This is a genomic window from Sphingobacterium sp. UBA3549 (assembly GCF_002376635.1).
GTDB lineage: Bacteria > Bacteroidota > Bacteroidia > Sphingobacteriales > Sphingobacteriaceae > Sphingobacterium.
On sequence record NZ_DFOE01000032.1, the window covers coordinates 165,282 to 184,798 of the forward strand.

Genomic DNA, 19,517 nt, shown 5'->3' on the forward strand with positions numbered 1-19,517 from the left:
GAACCTAATAGTAATTATTCGATCGCAGAAGCGATCGTCCAATAAAATATGTTGGACAGACAATGCAGCAGATTAGCTTCCGCGAAACGTATGGATAGTTTAATACGTTTATCTCCTAATAATTTCGACACTGTCTTTTGGAAAGTGGTTCTTTAACCATCTTTGTAATTTATCTTGTTGGCTTTGTGCTAGCGAGGTTGGGGAAGTATAAATAAATGCGATGAGATTTGCCACGCTATCAGCTTTTGCATAATGTTGTTGCATGCCCATGCTATAAGAATTTAGTTCGGGGAAAAGAACCTTAATATCGCGGTCGAGTTCTGGGTTGACGACCTGGTATTTTGTGAGTTCGTTGTTCAGGGCGCGAATAGTTAGGTCTTTTTCACTTACAGCTGCAGTACGTTTGTCTATTTCACTAAGGATAGTAGACTTCAAATCTAAGCTATCTTGATGGATCACAAGCTGTGTATTCTTTATTCCGAAGGTTTGCATTGTTTGTTCCAATGATTTTATCTCTTGGCTGCTGAATTTCTTTGCCAGAAAAGCTAATTCTAGCTTCTTCGGTTCAGTATTGAGTTGCATTTTCTCATAAATGACGGTATAGCCTTTGTTGCTTAATTCTTGTTGGACAAATTGTTTGACTTTATTGGTGTATTTTTTTTCCTGCAGCAGATTGTAGGCAAAATATATACTTGGCACGACGAGCGCAAGGGTAATAATGGATATACTTTGAGCAATCCTCTTTTCACGTTGCTGATCTACATAGTGCTTTTTCGGATAACGTAAATATTTGACTATAATAAAAGTAGCGATACAGATAAAGACACAGTTGATGATATATAAAAATAATGCGCCAGCAAAATAACTGAAATTTCCAATAGCAAGGCCATAACCTGCCGTGCACAGCGGTGGCATCAACGCTGTTGCAATAGCAACTCCTGGGATCGGATTTCCTTTGTCAACCCGAGTGATGGCGATGATGCCGACAAGTCCACCGAATATAGCGATCATTACATCGTAGATGTTAGGAGAAGTGCGCGCGAGCAATTCGGATTGAGCTTCTTTGAACGGGCTGAGCAGAAAGTAAATGAAGGATACAACAAGACTGATGACTGTAGCAATCAGCAGATTTTTAATGGATTTTTTAAGCAGAGGAAAATCAAATGTTCCTAATGCAAATCCTGCTCCCACGATAGGTCCCATCAGCGGAGAAATCAGCATGGCGCCGATAATCACGGCAGTTGAATTCACATTTAAACCTATCGATGCTATCACGATGGCACAAGCTAAGATCCAAGCATTAGAACCCTGAAAGGAAATATTGGCGATAACGTTTTCCAATACGGTTTCTTTTTTTTCTTCTCCCTGATGTAAATCGAAAAAGCCCAAAATTCTATTCATATACTTTTTGTTGATAACTTATGCGAATATAGGAAACATCCCTTATCTTATTTCAGTATAGACTATACTTCTTTATCAATTGGTGGTATATCCGCTACAAATTCTATTTTTTTATGAAGTTAAATCTGGATGTATTATTTTTTCAGAAACATTCGTGCCGATTAGTTGTTAGAAATAACATCCACTTTCTTTTTTGGTATTCAATCAATATTAGATTATATTGAAAATTCAGTATTACATTTTTTAAAAACAGGCACTATGAATAATTTAGAACTTAACGACGTACAGGCGCATTGGAATAATTTTATTGCTTCTGCAATTGCCTGGGCACCACGTGTTATTACTGCCCTCATCTCAGCGTTACTGATATATTTAATTGGATCTTGGATTATTCGTTTGGTGAAGCGTATGATCGACAGAGCTTTCGAACGCCGGAAAATGGACGTTTCTTTGCAGCGTTTTCTCAGTAATTTAATTGGTTGGATTTTAAATATATTACTGTTTATTGTTGTTGTCACACAATTGGGTGTTCAAACCTCAGCATTTGTTGCTATTATTGGTGCTGCGGGTTTGGCTATCGGTTTAGCTTTGCAGGGCTCTTTATCTAATTTTGCGGGTGGAATACTGATTTTGCTACTGAAGCCCTTTCGGGTGGGCGATTATATTAGTTCAAGCGCGAATGTGTCAGGGACGGTGATTGAAATCGATATTTTCAATACAAAATTAAATACACCGCAAAATCAGCAGCTAGTTGTTCCCAATGGTGTGTTATCCAACAGTAGCATTACCAATTACACTGTTTTGGGGACACGCCGGACATGGTTCGACATTGGTGTATCTTACAGCGCTGACTTAAAAGAAGCTAAACAGATACTATTGGAGGTCGTTCAAAATAATGAATATGCGTATAAAGACCCTGCTCCACAGGTTGTGGTCAATGAGTTGGGCGATAGCGCAATCACCCTTTCCGTGCGCGCGACCACTTCAAATGAAAACTTCTGGACGATGCAAGAACAATTGATTATAAACTGCAAAGAAGCTTTAGACCAGGCTGGTATTGAGATTCCATTTCCGCAACGTGATATCCATATCCGTAGTAATGCATAATTTAGCGTAAAAATCGATGTCAAGACTGTTGTTTTGACACTATATTATAAACAAATTTAATTTTAGTGATGTTGTCAAAATCGACATTTAATAAAGGAATTATTATTCCTAGCCTAATCTTTATTATAGGCGTTTGCCTACTATCGGTATTTTTTCCGACCCTCTCTGTACGTATTTTAGATACTGCCAAGCAATTTATTTTTATTAATCTCAACTGGGTTTACGTATGGGCCGTTACGCTCTTCGTTATTTTTCTCCTTTACCTCATGTTTAGTAAATTTGGGAATATCAAGTTGGGAAGTAACGACAGTAAACCCGAGTATACTTTTTTTTCATGGATTTCTATGTTGTTTGCCGCGGGTATGGGAATCGGATTGATGTATTTCAGCGTTGCCGAACCGATGCAACATTTTTCTACAGAAGCTTTTGCTGGCCGTCATGATATTAATAGAGCTCAAAATGCGCAACTGTACACTTTTTTCCATTGGGGTATACACGCTTGGGCGATTTATGGCGTTGTGGGACTGGCTCTGTCTTATTTTGCTTATCGCTATCGGCTGCCGCTGTCGCTTCGAAGTTGTTTCTATCCATTATTAAAAAACAAGATTAATGGAAAATGGGGTAATGCCGTTGATGTATTTGCCCTCTGTAGTACGTTTTTTGGTATTACGACGACGCTCGGGTTCGGCGTGGTACAGGTCAATGCAGGCTTACAAACATTAGGACTTGTACCTGAGAATAATTTTACCTATCAGATTGTTATTGTTGGCGTATTAACACTATTAGCTATTTTATCAGCTACCTCCGGTGTGGATAAAGGAGTAAAACTATTAAGTAACATCAATATAATCACCGTAGTAATCTTGCTATTGTTTGTACTTTTCTTGGGGCCAACAGTTTACCTTATCGGAAGTTTTACGGAAGGAATCGGTAATTATGTAAACAATTTTTTTAGTCTGACTTTCGATACACATGTGTATGACGAGGCTACGCTGCCGTGGTTCTACAATTGGACAATTCTTTACTGGGCCTGGTGGATATCATGGTCCCCTTATGTAGGGTTATTTATTGCTAAAATATCCAAGGGGCGGACCATTCGCGAATTTATTGCGGCCGTACTCATTATCCCGACCATATTTAATTTTATATGGATGTCTGTGTTTGGTAACAGTGCGATGTGGTTTGATGTTCATTTTGCCAAAGGTGCATTGAGCGCGCTGGCTGATAATCCTGATGCCTTGATGTTTAGGTTTTTGGACTACTTACCGTTCTCCGAGATAGTCAGTTACTTGGTCATTTTGATTATCATAATCTTTTTTGTGACTTCGGCCGATTCGGGGATCTTTGTGATGAATAGCATTGCTACTAAGAATGCGGAAAAGTCACCGAAATGGCAAATGGTATTTTGGGGGACTCTGTTGGCTATCTTGGCGCTTATGTTGTTAAATACAGGTGGACTGCAGGCATTGCAAACCATGACCCTTATCACGGCTTTGCCTTTTTCGCTGATTATGTTGCTTTTTTGTGTCAGTTTGGTCAAAGCATTGACCATTGATCGAAGTTATTATGAACGTGATTTTTCGGTCAGTACGGTTCCCTGGTCAGGCGAATTTTGGAAAGATCGCCTGCAGCAGATTGTCTCATTCAAAAGTAGAGAATCTGTTGAAGAGTTTATGAAGAACACCGTGATGGTAGCGTTTGAGGATTTGCAGGCAGAATTCAAGCATAATGGTATTGATGCAAAGATTCAAGAGTTAGCGCAGCCCAAGCGGATTCAAATTGAAATCCGGCACGATGTAATCAACAATTTTATCTATGGTGTAAAAAGTCAGGTCAAAGTGGTTTCTGATTATGTGGTTGAAGAAGAGAATCTCCCAGAATTCGACGATAAAAAAACGTATTTTCCCAAATCTTATTTTGGAGATGCACGAGAGGGTTATGATATTCAGTACTTTACAAGAAACGAATTGATCAGCGATGTTTTAAAGCACTACGATCGTTTTCTGGAAATTATCTCGGAAGAGAAAAATGAAATGTTTATTAGTAGTAATGCGAATAAGAATCTCCGATGAGGAATCCGTCATAGGGTTTGATTTCGCTTAAAGTTGCCGCTTGTTATTTCCGATTAATATTTCTACAAGTGTGCGATTGTAAGAGAATTTGTTCATATATAATTAAGATTGAAGTGAAAAATATAGTATACATGATATTTCTTTCTGTACTTATCGTATCCTGCGGTCAGCGTGAAACGACAGCTTTGCAAAACCGTGAAGAACAGCTTGTCAAGAAAGAACACGAGTTTGCGCAGAAAGAGTCCGAATACGATGCATTATTAGCCATGCGGGACAGTCTGCGCGCGTCACAATCCAAGCAGCTTAAGCCCGACACCATCGTTCAGCGTTGGCCAGATTCGATCGCAGGACAATGGAACAGCAGATTGGTCTGCCGGTCTTCGAATTGCAACAATTATGTAATTGGTGACCAAAGGAACGAGCAATGGCAATTTGTGGCTGATGCTACAGGTATCTATGTAAAGACCTATACCAAAAATAAAACGATGCGACTCTTTAAAGGTTCTTTATTGGATAATCGGATTAGCCTAGTCCAAGTACAAGATAGTATGAACGAAAGTAGGGCGAGGGTGCAAATGAACCTTGATCTGATTGGTTCTAAGATCATGCGCGGAACACAGACGGTCGGTACGAATGGCGATTGCGAAGCAAACTTTTCTATTGAACTTACACGCATTGAAAGATGATCTTAGCCAGTATTCACCACATTACTTTTCCGGTTGAAGACCCTTTACTTAAGTTCTTTATCGAGTTGCTTATTATATTACTGGTGCCTCTGCTACTCAATAAAATAAAAGTTCCACATCTGCTAGGTTTACTGGTCGCAGGTGCGATTGTTGGGCCCTACGGCTTCAATATGCTCTCGCGAGACAGCAGTATAGTGGTGACGGGAACGACAGGGCTGCTTTACATAATGTTTCTAGCTGGTCTAGAAATCGACATGGGTGACTTTAAGAAAAATAAATGGAAAAGTATCACATTCTCAATCTATACTTTTTTGGCGCCCTTTATCCTCGGATTTATAGGCGGATATTATGTATTACATTTTTCACTAGCAACGTCAATTTTATTTGCCGCATTATTCTCGTCTCATACCTTGATTGTTTATCCTATGATCAGCAGTTTGGGCATAGCGAAAAATCCTTCCGTCAATATTACCGTGGGAGGGACTATGATTACAGATGTGCTAACACTTTTGGTGTTGGCAGTTATTGTAGGCGTGTCTCAGGGGGAAGTGGGCACTGCCTTTTGGATTCGATTAAGCGCTTCAATGGTTGCGTTTGCATTGGTTGTTTTGTTGGTATTCCCGATTATAGCGCGCTGGTTTTTTAAAAATGTGCCGGATAAGATATCCCAATATATATTTGTCGTAGTGATGATCTATCTGGCTTCGATTTTGGCGGAGCTGGCTGGTATTGAATCCATTATTGGTGCCTTTTTTGCGGGACTGGCATTGAATCGCCTGATTCCACATACTTCGTCATTGATGAACCGGATCGAATTTGTTGGAAATGCTATTTTCATTCCATTTTTTCTGATCAGCGTGGGGATGCTAATTGATTTTTCGGCCTTTTTTAAAAGCTGGGAAACCTTGGGTGTAGCAGCGACCATGTTGGTCGCTTCTATTGGTGGTAAATATATAGCCGCCATGCTGACGCAAAAGACCTTTGGTCTAAGCAAGCAGGAGGGGATGCTTATTTTCGGGATGAGCTCGGCCTCTGCAGCCGCAACATTAGCAACTGTTATGGTTGGTTATAATATTATCCTTGGCCAAACGGCAGAAGGTGAGCCCATTCGTTTGCTTAATGAGCATGTGCTGAACGGGAGTATTTTGCTGATTCTAATTTCGTGTACCATTTCATCCTTTGTGTCCATGTCCAATGCACAGCGAATTGCGGAGGCAGATCGGGAAGATACCATAGCAGGGGATAAGCTGCCCGATGCTCATATTCTATTGCCGATCAATAGCGAACAGATGACTGAAAAGATGGTCAATTTGGGACTGCTGATTCGTACAAAATTAAAAGACGATCAGCTTTTTGCGTTAAATATCATCAGTGAAGATAAAAATGAGTCTTCCGTAAAAAATGCAGAAAGGATTCTTGAATCTGCAGTGAAGCTGGGCGCAGCGGCTGATGTGCAGGTACAGGCCATTACCCGGCATGACAACGGAGTAGTTGACGGAATAAATAATGTGATCAAAGAAAAATCCATTTCGGATCTGATCATCGGCCTGGATAAAGATAAGGGCTTTTCAACGTCTTTTATGTATAATCTGTACAACGGCTACTTAAAAAATGAGCATGTCAATTTGATGTTGTACCGTGCCGTTCAACCGATTTCAACTGTAAAAGAGTATGTTGTGCTTATCCCGCCATTGGCATACCGGGAATCCGGCTTTTTTGAAGCGCTATCAAAAATATGGAATATTGCCCGAAATTCGAGCGCCCCGCTTATATTCTACAGTACAGCGGATATCATCGAAATTCTCTATCGGATTATCAAAAAGTCTGCTGTGGAAGCTTCATTTGTTAACATATCTGACTGGAAAGAAGTGGATCAGGTTATCGGCGGACTAACATCTGATCAGGGGTTAATCGTGCTAATGGCCGACCGTAACCGTTTTTCGTATAAATCGCCTATTCATACCATTACCCAATACCTCAACGAAAATCAGATTGAAAACAATTATCTGCTGATTTATCCCTTTACTGAAAATAACAGTGATGTGTCAGAAAAGCGCGCGATTAGCAATCACCAGGATTTTGCGGAAATCGGTAAACTGATACAACGGGTATTCCGATAAACCATTTAATGATAAGTGCCTAGTGGTTTTCATATGAAAACCACTAGGCACTCTTAGTTGGTTATTACAAACTATATTCAGCACGTTCTTCTTTCGATATAAGCAAACGCAAATCGTCTGCCGCCGGCAATTCAAAGATTTGCAAGTGAAAGTGTTTGATTGCTGCGAGCAGATGGTCAAAAATATCGGCCATCGTATCTTCAAAATATACCCATTGAGTTCCCTTGGTAAACATATATAACTCTAATGGTATGCCATATTCTGTCGGAGCCAGCTGACGTACCAGTAATGTCAATTCCTGGTGGATATTAGGGTTATTTTTTGCGTATGCGAGGACATAAGCCCGAAATAAACCAATATTGGTCATTCTTCGGCCATTAACTGGCGAAGAATTGTCTGTATTCCACGTCTTATTGTACGCGGCAATCTCGCGTTCGCGCTGATCAATATACGGTGATAATATGCGGATATTTTTCAAGGCTGTTATTTCCTCCTCGGTAAGATACCTTACTGATGACATTTTAATATTCAGTGCACGTTTTATACGACGACCACCAGTCTCCTGCATTCCGCGATAATTTTTGAATGAATCGCTGAGAAGCGTATAGGTCGGTATAGTGACAATGGTTTTGTCCCAGTTCTGTATTTTGACATTATTAAGATTAATTTGTAGCACATCGCCGTCTACACCATATTTGGGCATTTCAATCCAGTCGCCTACACGTACGGAGTCATTGGCCGACACTTGAATACTGGCTACAAATCCCAAAATTGTGTCTTTGAATACCAACATCAGAATTGCGGACGCTGCACCCAGCGACACGAGAAAGGACCATGGTGAATTTCCTGTTAGCAGTGAAACAGCCAGTGTCCCGATCACAAAAATTAAAAAGATCTGCACCACCTGTAGGTAACTGTCGATGGGCTTATCTTTAAAACCATTTGAAGTGCGAAAGATATCACGGCAGGTTTTCAATAAGCTATTTACAAGATGATAGATAGTCAGCAAAACCACTAAATCAAGAAATTTGACCAAAGCAGCCGTTAACACTGGAAATCCTAGGAAAATTATTGGCAATAGCTGGCGTGCCAGCAGAACGAGAATAGTGCGACTTAGGCGGACATGTACCTTATTGCTCAAAAGGTAATCATCCCATTTGGTTGAGGTTCGAAGGGCAATTTTATTTAACGCTGTATAAAATACGCGACGCATGATATAGTCGAGCACGTAGAGGAGTAACGCTGCTGTCAAAAGGAGCCCAGCTGCGCTTGCTATGTGGGCCTGCTGGTCGGGTAAGCCTAATTTTGAGAAGAGATCGAAAATGTACTGATAGATTGAATTTGATGATTGTTCACTAAGATTTAGCATATTTAAATTTTTCATATGAACAGACAAATTTAAGAAAAAATATTAACACGTGTTTTTCAGGGTGTAAATACTCCTTTGGATGTTATTTTTTGCTTATTGATTAATTTTTTGCTAATTTTGTGAATTAATAGATAACCCGATGGCAAGAGATCGCTGCTTTTGCATCTTTAAAACCCCAATAATTTGAATGAGATTAGTGTGATTGGTGGTGGGAGTTGGGCCACGGCCCTGGTTAAAATTTTGACAGAAAATAGCATCCATGTGAACTGGTATATGCGGCGTTCCGAACAGGTACGCTCGATCAATGAAGATGCTGTCAACCCCGACTACCTATCTTTTTTAAAACTTGATAATACAAAAATTTATGCTTCTGATCAGCTGGATATGATCGTGGCGCGTTCGAAAGTAATCCTATTTGTTGTTCCAAGTGCGCACCTGGATCATGTTTGCGAAGCAATCCCCAAAAAGGACATGAGCGGCAAATTTGTGATGACCGCAATAAAAGGAACCGTTGGGCCGGATAATTTGCTTCCCAGTGCTTTCATTGCCAGGTATTTTGAGCTAACCGACTTACAGCAGGCAATTATCGCGGGCCCTTGCCACGCGGAAGAAATTGCTAGAAGCAAAAAAACCTATATAACCTTATGTGGATCAAATGAAAGCTTTATTCAAAAGATTTCGAAAGGATTTGCATCAGCTTATATGCAGGTACACTATAGCGCTGATATGATCGGAGTGGAATACGCGGCCATTTATAAAAATGTGGTTGGTATTGTCTGCGGTATGGCTGAAGGATTGCACTATGGCGACAACTTTATGGCGGTGTTGGTAGCAAATGCAATCGACGAACTTGGATTGTTGCTGCAAGCTGTTGGTCTACCCAATTCTCGGCTAGGCAACTCGACCTATTTGGGTGATTTATTGGTGACGGGATACTCCAGGCATAGCCGCAACCGGAAGTTTGGTCATTATCTCGGTCAGGGATTTTCGGTTTTTGAGGCCCGTGGGCTGATGGGAATGGTTGCCGAAGGTTATTATGCGACAAAGGGGATAATGAATACCGTATCAAGTCTCGGACTCAATATGCCCCTGTTGCAGACTGCCTACCGGGTGTTGTATAACCATATGACAGCAAAAGATGAATTTAAACTTTTAGAAAGGAATATAAGATAATATGATATTAGCAACAGATTTAGATGGAACTTTTTTGGGGGGTAAAATGGAAGATCGCCTCAGATTATATCGATTGATAAAGGCGAGTGCGAATATGCAGCTGGTTTTTGTGACAGGGAGGGGGCTGGAGTCTGTATTGCCTTTGCTGAGCGATCCACTTATTCCTGTGCCAGACTTTATTATAGCTGACGTGGGGGCTACAGTGGTAAACGGCCACAGCCTCGAAGCGATTGAACCCTTGCAGAGCGAAATTGAGGAAAAATGGCCGCAGACTTATGCGATCCGTTCAGCGCTGGATGAGATTCCGCAATTGCGTTATCAACATGTACCACAACAGCGGCGCAGCTCTTTTTATTATGAACCTGAGGTAGACCTCAATCTAGTGAAGCAAGTGGCCGACAGGTATGAGTGTGATATGATTACTTCGGCCGATCAGTATCTAGACCTGCTTCCGAAAGGTGTAAACAAAGGTACAACGCTTAAAAAGCTGATTGAATTTTTGGATGTCGAGGCGGACGATGTAATGGTGGCTGGGGATACCCTCAATGATCTGGCCTTGTTTGAGATCGGTTTTCGTGGTGTTGCCGTAGGAAAGTCGGAGGACGGTCTGCTTCAAGCTGTTGATCAAATGGAGACAGCTTACGCCGCCGAGGCCGCCGGAGCGGGGGGTATATTAGAGTATATGAGTAAATATCGCCCTTTCCAGCAACTCATCCGTACTGAACAAAAAATAGCACCTCAAAAAAGCAGGACTAAAAAATCCGATCAGCTGGTGATGGTGTATCATCGATTGCCTTTTGAAAAGGAATCGATCAATGGGAAGACAGTGCGGGTGGCTCCGAAAAGTCCAAACGGAATTATTCCTTCACTATTGGGCTTATTTGAAAAGGGGCGTTCAGGTCTTTGGATCGGTGAGGAAGTTTTGCAGCCGGATGGACAGCCGGTTCCTAATCAGTTGGTAGATGAAAGCCGGTATCCCAACCTGGTGGCATCCACCATATCGCTATTAAAAGAAGACATAGATAAATTCTATCGCGTGTTCTCAAAAGAGGCCTTTTGGCCAACTATTTTTTCCTTTGTGGACCGTGCAAAGTTTAACCACGAAGATTGGGATCACTACTTGATGATTAACAAGCACTTTGCCGAGCGTATAGCAAGAGAAGCCGACGATGGGGCCCTCGTATGGATCCATGAGTATAACCTGTGGATGGTACCATCGTTTTTAAAGGCCATGCGACCCGATCTGAAAATTGGTTTCTTTCATCATACCGCCTTTCCGGCAGCTGATATTTTTAATATCATTCCTTGGCGCAAAGAAATTATCGGAAGTCTGCTGCTTTGCGATTTTATCAGTTTTCATATCCCACGTTATGTAGAAAATTTTGTGGATGTGATCCGTAGCCATACCCCTTTTAAAGTGATCAAAAAGGTGAATGTTGCCAATCAATTTCTCACTTATAGCTGCGCTCTCGGAGTAGATCAGATGACGAAGGTCATTGAAGTGGACGGCAGACAGATCAGGTTGGGAGCTCAACCGGTCGGCGTAAACAAGCATCATATCGAACAGATTTTGATGGATGACCAGGTGAGGCTGGAGATTAATACGCTCAAAAGAAACAAAGACGAATCAGGAGTAACGCGTATTATATCTATAGAGCGCTTAGATTATGTAAAAGGCCCGTTGGAGAAAATTCAGGCTTTTGGAGAGTTCTTAGCAGAATACCCCGAATTTAGGGGTAAGATTGAACTGGTGAATGTGTGTACACCGCCATCGCAGGGCATGACAATCTACGATGAAATCCGCGATCAGGTAAATCAGGCGGTGGGTGAGATCAATGGGAAATATGCTACGATGAACTGGACTCCGATACAATATTTTTATAGAGCGCTTCCTTTTGAGGAGGTCATCAAGCATTATGCGTTAAGCGATATTGCCTGGATCACACCTTTGCGCGACGGCCTCAACCTTGTGGCAAAGGAATACATTGCCACCCATGGATTACTGGACACTCCAGGAACACTTGTACTTTCTGAATTCGCAGGAGCATCGGTGGAACTGCCCTATGCTATTTTGACAAACCCCTATGACCGCAAGAGCATGAAAGATGCCTTGTTGAAAGCTTTGGTGATGGAACCGGGCGAGGCTCATGTGCGGGCGCGTCGGCTGTATGAGCATATTGAGCATTACGATATCCACTATTGGGGGAAGGATTTTGTAAAGGAACTCGAAAAATCTGTTAGGTATTGATGGGCGCTCGCTTTAGGCAATTGATATCCTATGGATCATATCATGTGTATAGTGATGCCGTTGTCTTATTTGTACGGATTAGGAGGGTCAAATTTGATAAAAATTTGGCCCTTTTCACTGAAGAATGGCTATATTTGCGGCTATAATAATGGTTGCGAGAATTTTTAAATCGATTACAATAATCCTGCTGCTGCTATGCGTCATCCTGATGAGTTTTAGCAAGATTTTTATTGTGCTAAGCTTTTATGCGAATCGTACCGAAATTGCCAGTACCTATTGTATCAATAAAGGTAAGCCATCCTTACACTGTGATGGTAAATGCTTTCTTATGCGTATGTTGAAAAAGGAAGCGCAACGGGAGAAAGATGTTCACGAATATTTCTCAAAAACGCCGGTTTTTTTCTGTCACCATTATTTTCCTACAATTTTGCCAAAAATGTTTACCCCAAAGTCTGAGCGCTCTGTTGGCAAGGCGCGGTCGACCTTGTTTATTAAGTTTGATTTCTTTCATAAAATACTCAGACCACCCATCTCTTTATTAGCTTAATTCTACCAGATTATCCCATTTTTTTGAGATAAAATCTATAATTCTTTATGACGACTTTCGGTTTGTCCGGAATCCGCTATACTGTATTCTAGTTTTAATCCACATTTATTATTGGTCCACTTTAACTTATAATGCTTTTGAAAACGATATATTTAGCGTACGCATTCATGTTTACGCTTTTAATAACCATTTGTAGCAGCACTGCAAGGGCGCAATACAAAGATTCACTATTGCCCAAACAGCTTGACTCTGTTTATATCAACGCACGGTTCAGCGCCAAAGATAAAGCCAGCTTCCAGTCTGCCCGCATGAATATCCCTGACTACGAAAATCCACAGGTAACTGCGAGCGTGGGTAAACGTCTAACTAAAAATAGAAACTACACAACCCAGTCGGCGATGCTATCAAATGCGGCGGGTGTAACACCAAGCTGGGCCGGAGTAGCGCCTTACTTTACTGTTCGTGGATTTCGGACGCGGAGCAATTTTAGAAATGGCTTGAATGCTTATTTACAGTATAGTGATGAAAATAGCAATATCCAGCAAATTGATGTGATAAAGGGACCGAGCGGTACTTTGTTTGGAGGAACAAACATGGCTTTTGGCGGACTGATCAATGTACTGACGTATGTACCCGTTGATAGTAGCTTTATGAATTTTTCGCTGACTACAGGCAACAATGCTTTGCAGCGCATCGGTATCGACCTAAATACGCATTTAGATGCAACCCATAAGTCGCTGTTCAGAATGTTTGGTACCTATACGTCGCGAAAGAGTTTTCAGGATGCAGGAATAAACAAAAGTATTTTTCTCGCTCCGAGTTTTAGTTATCAGTTAAGTCCGGATCTTAAGGTGAGGTTAGAGGCAGAATTCTTGCGAAGAAATACGACAAATAGTCCTTTATTTACGCCAGCAAATCCGCTCGTCGGTGGAAGCTTGATCAATGTTGAGCATTCCAACGACCTGAATTTGGACTACTTTAAATCTTACACCGACAACACTTTGCTATGGCAAACGTCTTCACTGAATTTTTACGCAAAGATAAGTTACGCTATTTCGCCGGATTGGCAGTCTGAAACAAACTTTGCAAGTACAAACAGTACATCGAGCGGCGATTATCAAACAAATTTATTGGTCAAAAATAATACTGCCGTAGCGAGGAGGGTATTGCACTATGATGAGGAGGGTATGCGTAATTATCAGGTGCAACAAAACTTTATCGGTCATTTTAATATAAGGGGGCTGGAAAATAAATTGCTGGTCGGTCTTGACTACCACCGCTATAGCTATGCTGCAAATTATAAAAATGCCGGTTATGTAGATACGATATTCATGGCCAATCCTTTGGCCGGAGCAAATTCATTGCATGCAGACCTGATCCGTAATCTTATGCTTTCTAAACATCCCAGCAATTCCGTTGCTCCGCAAAACAGTTATTCGGCTTATATCTCAGATGTTATCCATCCAACCGATGCATTGACATTGATGCTCAGTGCGCGGTATGATAGACTGATCAATTTGGGGACGAAAGATTTGCTGACAGGCACGACTACTGCGGATTATAAACAATCAACCATTACCCCAAAGATAGGGTTCACTTATCAGCTTCTTCCAAAAGTGGCGACATTTTTTGGGAATTATATGAGCGGCTTTCAAAATCTCGCGCCAACGAGTACAAATGGTGTTTTGTATAATTTCAAACCGCAATACGGTAGTCAGCTAGAATCTGGCGTTAAAATAGCGGTTCCTGGTAATGCACTTGACTTGACATTGAGTTATTATGCCATCAACGTACGCAACACGGTGATGACAGATCCTAATGATGCCACTAAGTATACACAGGGGGGGCGACAATATAGCCGCGGTCTGGAGCTTGATATACAGGCAGAACCCTTACCCAATCTCTTTATACATGCAGGTGGCGCGCACAACATAAGCAAAATAACGGTTGCTGACGCCGCGGTAGAGGGTTTGAGACCGGTGAATGCTGGGCCCAAATGGTCTTCCACTTGGTATGTGAGTTATGAACGGCTTGTCGCCAAAGAAAGTAAGTGGAATGTGGGATTCGGGGGGAACTATGTGGGACGAGATCTAATCATCAACAGCCAAAGTGCCGGGAGTTTTTATACTGATGCCTATATCCTTTGCAATGGTAACATTGGTTATGCATACCGACAACTTAAATGTAATCTGACTGCCGATAATCTATTTGATACTCGCTATTATTATGGGGGGAGAGGCTTTATCACCCCAGGCAACCTGCGCCAGTGCATCTTGTCGATGTCGCTGCACTTTTAACGGCTAAATCTAAAGGCAATGCTCCAATTATTTATAGCATTGATGTTAATTTCTATCCCAGTCAATAGCTTGGGTGATTGACTGAGATAGAAATGAATAATTGTATTTAGTGCCTTAGCTATCAAGGCTTAAAATGATACGTTAGAAATTATAAATACATTAAATGCGATTAGTTATTCAGCTGTAATTTCCCAATAAACGGGCGGCTATCAACTGTCATTATCGCTTCTTTAATGGAATAGCATAATTGGTAGTTTTCGCTCAGTATTTTTTTGCTCGATTCTATCTTGTCTTTTTCAACCTTATCGACAATCCACGTTGGGTTTAAAGGATCTGAATTAAATTTTGTTATCAATACGGTAAATCCTTCTTTCTGAGCACTGATTAGCGTGTCTTTTGTTATATCTACTATTTTCATAGTGAGACAATATACAAAAAAAATATGAAAGTTCTTGTATCTAAGCCATAAACTATGCTAACGCCATTGTTACAATTGCAGGTAAAGATGCCTAATGTAGTGCGTTTTTCGGTGTAGAATTGCCTCGGAATGGATCAAGATTTTCGCATGTGTTTGTGGTGTAAATAGGATAGTTTAACATTCTAAAAATTTTTATTAATTTAGCATGATATGATAGCGTTGATGGAGAATAAGACTATTGATTTTACCATATTTTTATTTAATGAAATAGTAGGTGTATGCGTGAAGTTAATTGTCATGATGAAAAGATTCATCTTTGTGGTAATATTCAGTCTTTTGGCTATCTATTTATCTTCGAGGATGATAAGTGTGCCGTTGTAAGTGAAAATTGTGCAGTGATTATGGGGGCAGCATATCCTACGGTGTTAGGTATGACCGTTGAAGCTGTTCTGGATCATGTCGCGCCGTCGTTTGGACTTCGTGGAGATAAAATTGAACAGGCAGTTTCCCAAAGTCTATTTGCTAGATTTGTCGAGCGTGTGACGATTCATCAGCAAGATTATTTTCTCAGTTTATATCGGTATGATGGAAAAATATATCTTGAGATTGAAGACTGTAATTCCCAAGCCGTAAAGACAACCAAATTATACTACTACGCGAAGCATCTGGAAGATCAACGTGAAGGTAAATCTTGCTGGCAGGCACTGACGGAACTGATAAAGGATATCATCCACTTTGATAGGGTGATGATTTATCGTTTTATGGAGGATAATAGCGGTCAGGTGATTGCGGAAAGCAGGAGCGAGGAATTAGAATCGCTGTTAAACTATCGGTATCCGGAGTTTGATATTCCAGCACAGGCTCGGGAACTTTACCGTATCTTCCATGCGCGGCACACGGCTGATGTGGATGAGCGAGCAATTCCAATCCTGGGCAAGGCTGCAGAAAATTTTGATCTGACACGTTGTAGCTTAAGGGCGCTTTCACCCATGCATTTGCAATACCTTAAAAATGCCGGCGTAAAGGCCAGTGCCAGCTTTAGTATCATTGTCGATGATGAACTCTGGGGACTCGTTGCCTGTCAGCATCGGGAGCCTATGCATGTGGATCTCTCGCAGCGTCATTTATGTACATTGCTCACTCAATATGCCGTAAACCGTTACCTTGCAGATTTCCAGAAAGAACAAGTTCGTATGCATAAAAGCCTGTCTCAGCTGGAGCATAGTTTAAAAAGTGATTTGTTGGTTAAACGTGACTTGTATGATGTGTTGGAGAATTATGCAACGCGGATCATGGAGGTCATGAATGGGCAGGGGCTCATCATTAAACGTGATCGTGCGACCATGACTGTTGGTGAGGTGCCTGACAAAAAGATTCTTAAAAAGATCGATGAAGAGATTGGAACTAAGGAGTTTTTCGTCACTAATAGATTTAAGTGTACTGGCTTTGGTGACGATGTGGAGGTTTTTCCCGGTGTCTTGCGTATTAGTATTTTGCCTGTAACGAATTGGTACTTATATATTTTTAGGAAGGAGCGTTTGATTGAAGAAGTATGGGCAGGGAAACCAGAAAAAGTGATGCAGATTGACGCAGAAAAAAAGATCGCTTTTCCTTCGCCACGCACTTCGTTTGAAGCCTGGAAGAAGATTACAAAAGGGAAAGCCGAAAAATGGCGTCCGTCAGAACTTGCTTTTATTGAAAACATTACGCATATCATTCAGCAGTCGATTGCGCAGCGCGGGGGAGAAATTGACAAACTTAACAAGGAACTGGTGCGCTCTAATAATGCTCTTGATACATTTGGGTACACGTTGACCCACGATCTTAAAAATCCATTGACTACCATTCAGCTAACGGCTCAGATGTTGCTGTATAAAAAGGATGTCTCTCGGGAGTTTCTCGAAAAGTCAATGAAAAATATCTTGGAAGGAACGCAACTTATGAATGATATGATGGACAAAGTTTACCAAATGTCTAAGGTAAACCATGTTGACTTTGTCTTTGAGCCGATCAATCCGCGGTCAAAGATTCTTAATATCGTTGAGAATTGCAAGCAGCAATATCAGGTAACCCATTTGGAATTTAAAATGGGACAAACATTACCGATTATGGGGGAGAGAACCTTGATATATCAATTGTTTCTGAATCTTATCGGCAATGCAATAAAATACAGCAGTAAGAAGGAAAATCCAAAAGTCACTGTCAATAGCGTTAGAGAGGGGGATACCGTTCGTTATGATGTAAAAGATAATGGAATTGGTATAGATCTGAAGGAGAGTGAAAGAATTTTTGAAATTTTTGGGCGTATGTCAAATACCGAAGGTTATGAAGGTTCGGGCATTGGTCTATCCATTGTGAAGCAAATTGCTAATAAGCTCAATGCAACGTTACATGTGGAAAGTGAACTTGGCATCGGTACTACTTTTTCAGTCACCTTCAATGATGTTGCTGTAGCTATATAGTGACGATGGATACGATGATATTTTGAAAAAACGGAAACAATCGCTATTATGTATGGGTTCATAAGGATAATGAGACTTTTTTAGCATCATTACCTTGATAATTTATACCCATTACATAATTATATATGCTGAGTGCCGACAAGATGAGTGAACTGCAATATGCTTTTAAATTAAATCATACCTATTATTTTGACGATTTCGATCATGATGATGAATTTCTAAATGCTGCTCAAAAACTGATTGAAGATAAATGCTTCATAATCGTTTATGGAGCATTTAACGATGGAGATGAAGAGTACAACAAATTATTATTCTTCAATCAGTATTATTTTCCGGCCTCCGAAATAAAAGGGTATTTGAAAAAAGGCGCTTATTTTGCCTTTCGATCGGATCTTTTTAAAGGCTACAGCCTGCGGAACAGATTAAAGGATCTTGGATTTCTGGAATACTCAATGCAGGAATCATTGGTTTTAAAAGACAACGATCACCATCTTATTGCTAAACTCTTCAACCTATTGGTTGAAGAGACCAAAATGCCACAAAGTGAAATTCATTCGACAATAATCGCGTCCTATCTGAATCTATTGTTATACCATATGCAAAGGCTTTACCAACGCTTCATGGAAGATAAATCGGATGAAATTAATGCATTGCAGTGTCAACTCTTAAAGGAGCTGGATACATTTTTCGACCAGGAGCGACGTTGTATGTTAGCGCCACCGACCGCGACATCATTATCGAAAAAACTAAATTGTACAGCACGATTTCTTAATGACATCTCGCTAAAAGTATCGGGAAAGACAGCACAGTATCATATTGAAAATTTTATAGTTGCCGTTGCCAAGCAGCTATTGGCCGAAACGGATCTTTCTGTTGCGGAAATAGCGGAAAGAATGAAGTTTGAGCATCCGCAGTCGCTAACGCGATTGTTCAAAAGAAAAACACAAATTACCCCGCTCGATTTTCGGATTTCCATTATTTGATTAAACAACGCTATCACCAGCGTCGGACGTGGGTGATAGCAATATTTAATAAATAAAGCAGTTGTTTATCCCATAAATTGACTACCTTGTCGAAATCTCAAAGAAAGATGATATAAAAGGTTTGGTAACCAATTATCTGCCCAGCTTAGGTCTATTTTTTTAATTCTCTCCAAGACCATATTTTTCAATCATTGCGGTGTTTATAAACAATCAAAAAATGAAAAAGAAAATTGTTATTTGTGACGATGACGCGCTCATCCTTAACGTATTGGAGCTGGCTTTAAAAAATGAACGAAGCAATGTCTATCTTGTTTCAAAGAGCAGGGAACTTGTGGCCATGGTTGACGAAGTATACCCTGATATTTTAATATTGGATATTGATATGCCTTGGATAGCTGGTGACGATATTGTACGCGAGCTCAGAAATTCGGAGAAACACGCCGATCTTCCGGTAATCTTGATGTCTGCGAAGTCGCACGGCAAACAGATTGCTTTAGAATGTGGGGCCGACGCCTTTTTGTCCAAACCATTTGAATTGGACGATCTATTCTTATTGGTCGATAAATTGAGTCGACCATCATATCGCTGATATACTATTTGTATTCAATTAAGAAGAGGCTGTCTCAAAATGACA

At 40.8% G+C, this 19,517-nt stretch carries 13 protein-coding genes; 10 read left to right on the plus strand and 3 right to left on the minus strand.

Annotation, left to right across the window (positions count from 1 at the left end; all coding sequences use genetic code 11):
- Nucleotides 1-108: 108 nt before the first annotated feature.
- Nucleotides 109-1,401 (minus strand): TIGR00341 family protein, encoded by a 1,293-nt coding sequence (locus B2W36_RS16305; RefSeq protein WP_293888747.1) that lies wholly within the window; start codon nucleotides 1,399-1,401, stop codon nucleotides 109-111.
- Nucleotides 1,402-1,659: 258 nt separating this feature from the next.
- Here B2W36_RS16305 and B2W36_RS16310 point away from each other — a divergent pair, with 258 nt between their 5' ends.
- The 4 genes from B2W36_RS16310 (at nucleotide 1,660) to B2W36_RS16325 (ending at nucleotide 7,386) form a co-directional block, all read left to right on the plus strand.
- Complete coding sequence (locus B2W36_RS16310; protein WP_293888748.1) at nucleotides 1,660-2,508, plus strand: mechanosensitive ion channel family protein; 849 nt, start codon at nucleotides 1,660-1,662, stop codon at nucleotides 2,506-2,508.
- A gap of 68 nt (nucleotides 2,509-2,576) precedes the next feature.
- Nucleotides 2,577-4,580, plus strand: coding sequence for a BCCT family transporter (locus B2W36_RS16315; RefSeq protein WP_293888750.1), 2,004 nt, complete (start codon nucleotides 2,577-2,579; stop codon nucleotides 4,578-4,580).
- Nucleotides 4,581-4,693: 113 nt separating this feature from the next.
- A complete protein-coding gene (locus tag B2W36_RS16320; RefSeq protein WP_293888752.1) occupies nucleotides 4,694-5,266 on the plus strand; it encodes a hypothetical protein in 573 nt (190 codons plus the stop codon).
- Nucleotides 5,263-7,386, plus strand: a complete 2,124-nt coding sequence (locus tag B2W36_RS16325; RefSeq protein ID WP_293888753.1) for a cation:proton antiporter — start codon at nucleotides 5,263-5,265, stop codon at nucleotides 7,384-7,386. Before B2W36_RS16320 ends, B2W36_RS16325 begins: the two co-directional genes overlap by 4 nt.
- Nucleotides 7,387-7,450: 64 nt before the next feature.
- Here the strand turns inward: B2W36_RS16325 and B2W36_RS16330 are convergent, their stop codons facing one another.
- Nucleotides 7,451-8,770, minus strand: a complete 1,320-nt coding sequence (locus tag B2W36_RS16330; RefSeq protein ID WP_293888755.1) for a mechanosensitive ion channel family protein — start codon at nucleotides 8,768-8,770, stop codon at nucleotides 7,451-7,453.
- Nucleotides 8,771-8,938: 168 nt separating this feature from the next.
- On the opposite strand from B2W36_RS16330, the gene B2W36_RS16335 reads away from it, so the two are divergent.
- The 3 genes from B2W36_RS16335 (at nucleotide 8,939) to B2W36_RS16345 (ending at nucleotide 15,020) form a co-directional block, all read left to right on the plus strand.
- Entirely contained in the window at nucleotides 8,939-9,928 is a 990-nt protein-coding gene (locus B2W36_RS16335; protein ID WP_293880385.1) for an NAD(P)H-dependent glycerol-3-phosphate dehydrogenase, read from the plus strand.
- A 1-nt stretch (nucleotide 9,929) separates the two neighbouring features.
- Nucleotides 9,930-12,176: a glucosylglycerol-phosphate synthase gene (ggpS, locus tag B2W36_RS16340; RefSeq protein ID WP_293888757.1), complete on the plus strand. Its 2,247-nt coding sequence runs from the start codon at nucleotides 9,930-9,932 to the stop codon at nucleotides 12,174-12,176.
- 684 nt (nucleotides 12,177-12,860) lie between these two features.
- Nucleotides 12,861-15,020, plus strand: a complete 2,160-nt coding sequence (locus tag B2W36_RS16345; protein WP_293888759.1) for a TonB-dependent siderophore receptor — start codon at nucleotides 12,861-12,863, stop codon at nucleotides 15,018-15,020.
- A gap of 169 nt (nucleotides 15,021-15,189) precedes the next feature.
- Here B2W36_RS16345 and B2W36_RS16350 read toward each other — a convergent pair whose 3' ends face one another.
- On the minus strand, nucleotides 15,190-15,438 hold the full coding sequence (locus tag B2W36_RS16350) for a hypothetical protein (RefSeq protein WP_209579862.1): 249 nt from the start codon (nucleotides 15,436-15,438) through the stop codon (nucleotides 15,190-15,192).
- A gap of 278 nt (nucleotides 15,439-15,716) precedes the next feature.
- On the opposite strand from B2W36_RS16350, the gene B2W36_RS16355 reads away from it, so the two are divergent.
- The 3 genes from B2W36_RS16355 to B2W36_RS16365 all read left to right on the plus strand — a co-directional run bounded on the left by B2W36_RS16355 (nucleotide 15,717) and on the right by B2W36_RS16365 (nucleotide 19,472).
- Nucleotides 15,717-17,900: an ATP-binding protein gene (locus B2W36_RS16355; protein WP_293888764.1), complete on the plus strand. Its 2,184-nt coding sequence runs from the start codon at nucleotides 15,717-15,719 to the stop codon at nucleotides 17,898-17,900.
- Nucleotides 17,901-18,043: 143 nt separating this feature from the next.
- Nucleotides 18,044-18,883 (plus strand): helix-turn-helix domain-containing protein, encoded by an 840-nt coding sequence (locus tag B2W36_RS16360; RefSeq protein ID WP_293888766.1) that lies wholly within the window; start codon nucleotides 18,044-18,046, stop codon nucleotides 18,881-18,883.
- A gap of 217 nt (nucleotides 18,884-19,100) precedes the next feature.
- Entirely contained in the window at nucleotides 19,101-19,472 is a 372-nt protein-coding gene (locus tag B2W36_RS16365; RefSeq protein WP_293880373.1) for a response regulator, read from the plus strand.
- Nucleotides 19,473-19,517: the final 45 nt, after the last annotated feature.